Origin of the sequence: Pedobacter sp. N36a, assembly GCF_014472395.1 — a bacterium.
In the GTDB taxonomy this organism is placed as follows: Bacteria; Bacteroidota; Bacteroidia; order Sphingobacteriales; family Sphingobacteriaceae; genus Pedobacter.
In genome coordinates this window covers 1-6,965 of record NZ_JACSZW010000026.1, presented here as the reverse complement: position 1 = coordinate 6,965, position 6,965 = coordinate 1, and the positions used below count along the sequence as shown (strand labels likewise).

The following is a 6,965-nucleotide window of genomic DNA, read 5'->3' as shown; positions in this document are numbered from 1 at the left end:
CGGCGGCGGTTGGTAAGCGAGGTAAATAGAATATTACAGCGAAATTATTTAAACGCAAAAGCCTTAGATTTCTCTAAGGCTGTGCTCCAATCCTGATCGCAAACCTTAAGGCTAATTAAAAGATCATTTTGATCACTTTATCCACGACGCTGAAATTATCCTGCTTTACAATTTAGGACTTCAAACTGACTACTTTAAGTAGGAAATTCTACCGCCATTTTCTTAAATCTGTATCCGCTCAAAGATGGTAAACTTAAAAGACAGCCAACCCCCGTTTTTGATTTCACATACAGTAAATATTGATTTATATATTAATTACTTGAACAAAAGCACATTAGCTAACTGCGCTAATAAAAAAGATTAGAGTTGGTTTCACCAGAAAAACGTGCTATGATAAAAAAATAATATTTTTTTTATTTCTCATTTTTTTTTTAAATGTCAAAAAAAAAAATTAAATTCAAATTACCTATTAATAAAAACACGTATTTCCCGTATACACTGATGATACGGATAAAAATTTTATCGGAAAATGATTTTTTAAGCGCTTGTTAAAAAATCAGAGAGTGAGCTTATATAAGATTCATCGTGGTTTACTAAACTGGTGATTGTACATCTAAATGTAATGCCTCAGATATGAAAAGCTCCCAAATCTCACTTCTTTACGCAAGTCTTTTCGCGTTCTCTATTTTCTATCTTCCTTTTCTGAGTACGGCTCAGAATCCCAAAACATTAGAATTCTTTTCCACCTCCGCGAGTACGGTAGCAGTTGGCCCCACGGCAGCAAACCAGGTGGTGACGTTCAGAGAAAACACTAATAATCCGACAGGGACTACCGCAGCAGTTTATACCGCTAATGGCGCCCCGGTAACGGCTACATTCAGCCTAAGCGCACAGCAATATAATACAGCTGACTGGCCCACAAATGTTGGGACTATTAACCCAGGGGTTTTCTTTGGTGGTTTCCTAGGAGCGACTGATGAATATGCAGCATCACCTGTTTTTATAGCAGAGGGTGCTTTCGATGCTCTTGCTCCGAACTTTACATCCAGCTCGTTAAACGCCGGAGGACCTGGAAATGGGATAGATGTAGTTAACAATTATGGGCTTCAAATATTTGTCTCTTCGACTGTACTCAGAAATGCTGGCAGACCTGTTCCTGGAAGATACCGGATGGCAGATCTGACTATTTCATTCAGCAGACCAGTAGACAATCCAATTCTACATTTTGCCGGAGTAGGAGCAACAGCTGCCAATACAAATATGAGTGCAGAATTTAATTTAGTCAGTACCGGGATTACCATGACGAAACTGTCTGGTTCACCTGAACTATCTGTTACTGCTACCCAGATCAATAACTCGGCGGCCATACCTGCCTCCAATTGCGGAGAAGGGGGTGCCTGTGGCAGTGTACGGTTTAACGGACAAAATATATCTTCTATAGTTCTACGGGTCTTTTTAAGAGGGAATGGTGCAGAAGGTACGTGGGCACGTCCTACTAATTCGTCAGTTGGTGATGCATTTATAATAGGCGTATCCACAGACTCACCAGTAGATTTATCTATCAATAAAGCAGCAAGCAACTTAGCTCCTGTAATTGGAAGCAATATGACTTTCACCCTTACAGCAAATAATTTAGGTAATAACAATGCAACCGGAGTAACAGTTAATGATCTGCTTCCTGCTGGCTATACCTTTGTTAGTGCAACTCCTTCGAGCGGAACTTACAATTCAGTAACCGGCGTATGGACTATAGGTAATATGGTCTCCACTACAGGTACAGCAACCTTGAGTATTGTTGCTAAAGTAAACCCAACAGGACCATATGGCAATACAGCCACTATTATTGGAAATGAGGATGATCCGGTCTCCACAAATAATGCTTCAACAGTAACACCGGTTCCGGTATTGAGTACCGACCGTCAAATCACTAAAACGGTTAATAATGCGAGCCCTAATGTAGGCAGTAACGTTGTATTTACTTTAAATGCCATAAATAATGGTTTAAGTTCCGGAACTGGTATTACAGTAACGGATGTTCTGCCAGCTGGTTATACCTATGTCAGAAATACGACACCAACAGTTGGTTCTTTTAACAGTGGCACAGGCTTATGGACTATTGGAAATCTGATAAGTACAGGAACGGCAAGCATGACTATCACTGCCACTGTGAATGCTAGGGGACCTTATGCTAACACCGCAACGATTACAGGAACAGAAAATGATCCGGTACCAGCTAACAATACTTCTACTGTTACCCCGGTACCAATACCTATTACTGACCGCTCAATTGTAAAAACAGTCGATAATGCTACTCCTGCCGTAGGCAGTAATGTCGTATTTACACTGGTCGCGACCAACAACGGGCCAAGTCCGGGCACAGGAATTACCGTAACAGATCTGCTGCCAGCTGGTTATACCTATGTGAGTTCGACTCCGCCAGCAGGCACAACCTATGTCCCCGGAACAGGTGTGTGGACTATTGGGGCATTAGCCAATGCAGGAACTTCAAGACTCACCATTACCGCGACCGTGAATGCGGCAGGGCCTTATGCCAATACCGCAACGATTACTGGTACACAAACCGATCCGACCGCAGCAAATAACACTTCTACAGTAACACCGGTACCTTTACCTACTACGGACAGATCGGTGATAAAAACTATTAATAATGCCACTCCTGCTGTAGGCAGCAATGTGGTCTTTACTGTAGTCGCTACCAATAACGGTCCGAGCGCAGGTACAGGAATTACCGTAACAGATCTGCTTCCGGCCGGTTATACCTATGTGAGTTCTACTCCGCCAGCAGGCACAACCTATGTCCCTGGAACAGGAGTCTGGACGATTGGGGTATTAGCCCATACAGGAACTTCAACGCTGACCATTACCGCTACTGTAAATGCGGCAGGACCTTATACCAATACCGCAACCATCAGTGGGACTGAAAATGATCCCAGTCCGGCAAATAACACTTCTACAGTAACACCTGTGCCGATACCTACTACGGACAGATCGGTGGTGAAAACTGTCAATAATGCCACTCCTGCTGTAGGCAGCAATGTGGTGTTTACTGTAGTCGCTACCAATAATGGTCCGAGCGCAGGTACAGGAATTACTGTGACTGATCTGCTACCGGCCGGTTATACCTATGTGAGTTCTACGCCTCCGGCAGGTACAACCTATGTCCCTGGAACAGGCCTATGGACGATTGGGGCATTAGCCAATACAGGAACTTCAACGCTAACCATTACCGCTACTGTAAACGCAGCAGGACCTTATGCCAATACCGCAACTATCAGTGGTACTGAAAATGACCCCAGTCCGGCAAATAACACTTCTACAGTAACACCAGTACCTGTACCTACTACGGACAGATCGGTGGTAAAAACTGTCAACAATGCCACTCCGGCCGTAGGCAGCAATGTGGTGTTTACTGTAGTCGCTACCAATAACGGCCCAAGTCCGGGTACAGGAATTACCGTAACAGACCTGCTTCCGGCTGGTTATACCTATGTGAGTTCTACTCCCCCAGCAGGCACCACCTATGTCTCAGGAACAGGATTATGGACTATTGGTACTTTAGGCAATGGAGCCAGCTCCACCCTGACTATTACAGCTACAGTAAATGCAACCGGCGCTTATGCCAATACGGCAACTATTACCGGTACTGAAAATGATCCGACTCCTGGTAACAATACATCGACCTCAACACCAGTACCAACAGCCACCACAGACTTAAGCATCAGCAAAACGGTGAATAACGCATCACCATATGTTGGCAACCAGGTAATTTTCACCCTGACAGCAGCTAATGCAGGTCCAAGTAATGCAACAGGTGTTATCGTAAATGATCTGCTGCCGTCTGGATATACCTTTGTCTCTGCAGCTCCGTCAACTGGAACTTATACCAGCGGAACCGGAGTATGGGCTATTGGCAATTTAATTAATGGTGCCAATGCTACTCTAGCAATTACAGCCACCGTAAACCCAACTGGTAATTATGCCAATACAGCAACTGTATCTGGTGGACAAAATGATCCGACTCCGGGTAACAATACCTCAACTTCAACAACAACTCCGGTAAATGTCCAGATTGCAAAAACCGGCCCTGCTACTGCAAGTGCTGGTAATGTGGTTAATTATGTCTTGACTGTAAGTAATAATGGTACAGGAAATGCACTGGCCCAATCAATTATTGACAACGTACCAGCTACGTTAACTAATGTAACCTGGACAGCAACTCCTCTGGGTACCGCCACTATAATTACAGGTGGGACTGGTACGAGCAACAGTGTTGCTGTGACCGGTAATATACCTGCTGGTGGCGGTAATCAGATCAGTATTAACATTACAGGAACGATTCCTTCGTCAGCTACTGCAACCTCTTTATCCAATACAGCAAGTGTGAACACTGGCGGCAGCCCGCTAATCAATTCCAACACTGTTGTAACTACTATCAGTAAAGATGCGAATGTAAAAATCCAAAAAACTGGTCCTGCTACAATAGTTGCCGGAAATAGTGTCTCTTACACCCTTAATGTGACCAATACCGGTCCTTCGGATGTAGCTAATGTGAACATTATTGACAATCTTCCAGCAGGTCTAAACAGCGCAACCTGGATCGCAACCCCACAAAATGGAGCGGTTATTAATGGGGCAGCCTCCGGAGCCGGAAGTCCAAATCTGTTTGCTCAGATCCCTGCCGGAACCGCTTCTGTTTTGGTTACTATAAATGGGGTACTTGATGCTGCTTATACTGGAACTACTCTTGTAAATACAGCAACTGCAACGCCAGAAGCAGGCGTGAATAATCCTGTTCCGGCAACCAGCACAATGACCTCAACGGTTGGCAGACAAGCTAATGTTCGTGTCACAAAATCGGGTCCCGCAAATATTGGAGCTGGTCAGGCTATTTCCTATAACATGCGCATTGTAAATGACGGACCTAGTGATGCACCGGATATAGTCATTGCCGATGCAATTCCTACCCAGATATTATCACCAGTATGGACCGCGACAGTACAAAACCTCGCAACTGTAAGTGCTGCAAGCGGAACGGGGGATATTAATATAACAGGCAGTATTCCAGCTGGTACAGGTGTAATTGACATTGTGGTTAGCGGAACTGTCAACCCTGCAACGACAGATGCTACTACATTTTCAAATACAGCCACTGCTAACTTCACGATAACAAGTCCTGTCACTGATCCGGATCTAACTTCGAATACCAGTACAATAAATACAATAGTACAAAACTCCGCAGATGTAAGGGTTTCCAAAAATGGTCCTGCAAGAGTGAATATCAACGACCCTATTACTTATACTATCGTAGTTTCAAATGGTGGTGCCGGAGACATATTTGGCGCATCAATTACAGACCCGGTTCCGGCATCTGTTACTGTCAGCAGCTGGTCAATCACTGCTGCAGGTGGAGCAACATTTGTTGGGCCGGCTTCCGGAACAAATTCTAATATCGCAATTAACGGTGATATTCCGGTTCCCGGCACTTTAACCCTTGTGATCCAGGGAACTGTAAATTCCGGTGCATTGCCATCTTTTACAAATACTGTTACCGTAACCACTCCCAATGCTGCCCCTACAAGTTCTGTTACTACTGCTGTTAACCAATCTACAGATTTAGTCATTCAGAAAAGTGGGCCTCAAACTGCAACAGCCGGTAGCCCTGTATCTTATACAATCAAAGTAAGTAATGCCGGTCCGATAGCTGTAACAGGATTAACAATTAATGATATAATTCCAGCGGACATACAGGGCATTACCTGGTCAGCAGCAGCCGTCGGTTCTGCAGCAGTAAATCTGCCTTCTTCAGGAACAAGTAATACGATTGCCCTTACAGGTGATATTGCTGCCGGGTTAGCTAACTACATCCTCATTACAGTGAATGGAATTGTAAATCCATCGCCAAGTGTGGCAACGATTAACAATACAGCAACAGTAACCTCATCCGGGACAATAATTGATTTTAACCTGACCAATAACAGTAGTACAGTATCTACGACCATCGACAAGGAAGCCGATTTCGAGATTGTAAAAACGGTAAACAACGCTGCTCCTGCGGTCGGTACTGATGTTGTGTTTACATTAGTAGCTACTAATCACGGTCCTAGTGATGGTACAACCGTTGCAGTAGCCGATTTGCTTCCGGCCGGTTATACTTATGTAAGTTCCACTCCACCAGCGGGCACAACCTATGTCCCTGCAACTGGTGTATGGACGATTGGTGCTTTGGCCAATACAGCAACTTCAACCATGACCATTACTGCCACCGTGAATGCCGCCGGACCTTATACCAATACGGCAACCATCAGCGGAGCGGAGACTGATTTGATATCAGCGAACAATACGTCTACAGTGACCACGGTACCGACTCCTACTTCTGACAGATCGCTTGTGAAAACTGTCAGCCAAGCCACTCCAGCAGTTGGCACCAATGTGGTGTTTACACTTGTAGCCACCAATAACGGGCCAAGTGATGGTACTGGAATTACAGTGACTGATCTGCTTCCGGCTGGTTATACCTATATAAGTTCAACTCCTCCAGCAGGTACAACCTATGTCCCTGCAACTGGTCTATGGACTATTGGTACCCTGGCCAATACCGGAACTTCTACACTAACCATTACAGCGACGGTGAATGCAACAGGCCCTTATGCCAATACAGCTAGTATTAACGGAACTGAAAATGACCCGACTCCGGGTAACAACACCCCGACTTCTACTCCGGTTCCAACACCAACAACAGACAGGTCTCTGACTAAAACTGTTGACAATGCGACACCGGCGGTAGGCAGTAACGTGGTATTTACCCTGGCAACCACCAATAATGGTCCTAGTGATGGTACCGGTATTACCGTGACCGATCTGCTTCCATCAGGTTATACCTATGTGAGTTCTACTCCGCCAGCAGGTACCACTTATGACCCGCTAACAGGACTCTGGAACATTGG

The 6,965-nt window shown here is 44.9% G+C and carries 1 pseudogene; it reads left to right on the top strand.

Going from position 1 to position 6,965, the window contains the following annotated elements:
* Positions 1-633 precede the first annotated feature (633 nt).
* Positions 634-6,965: pseudogene (locus H9X96_RS22205) on the top strand (DUF11 domain-containing protein); the annotation flags it as partial.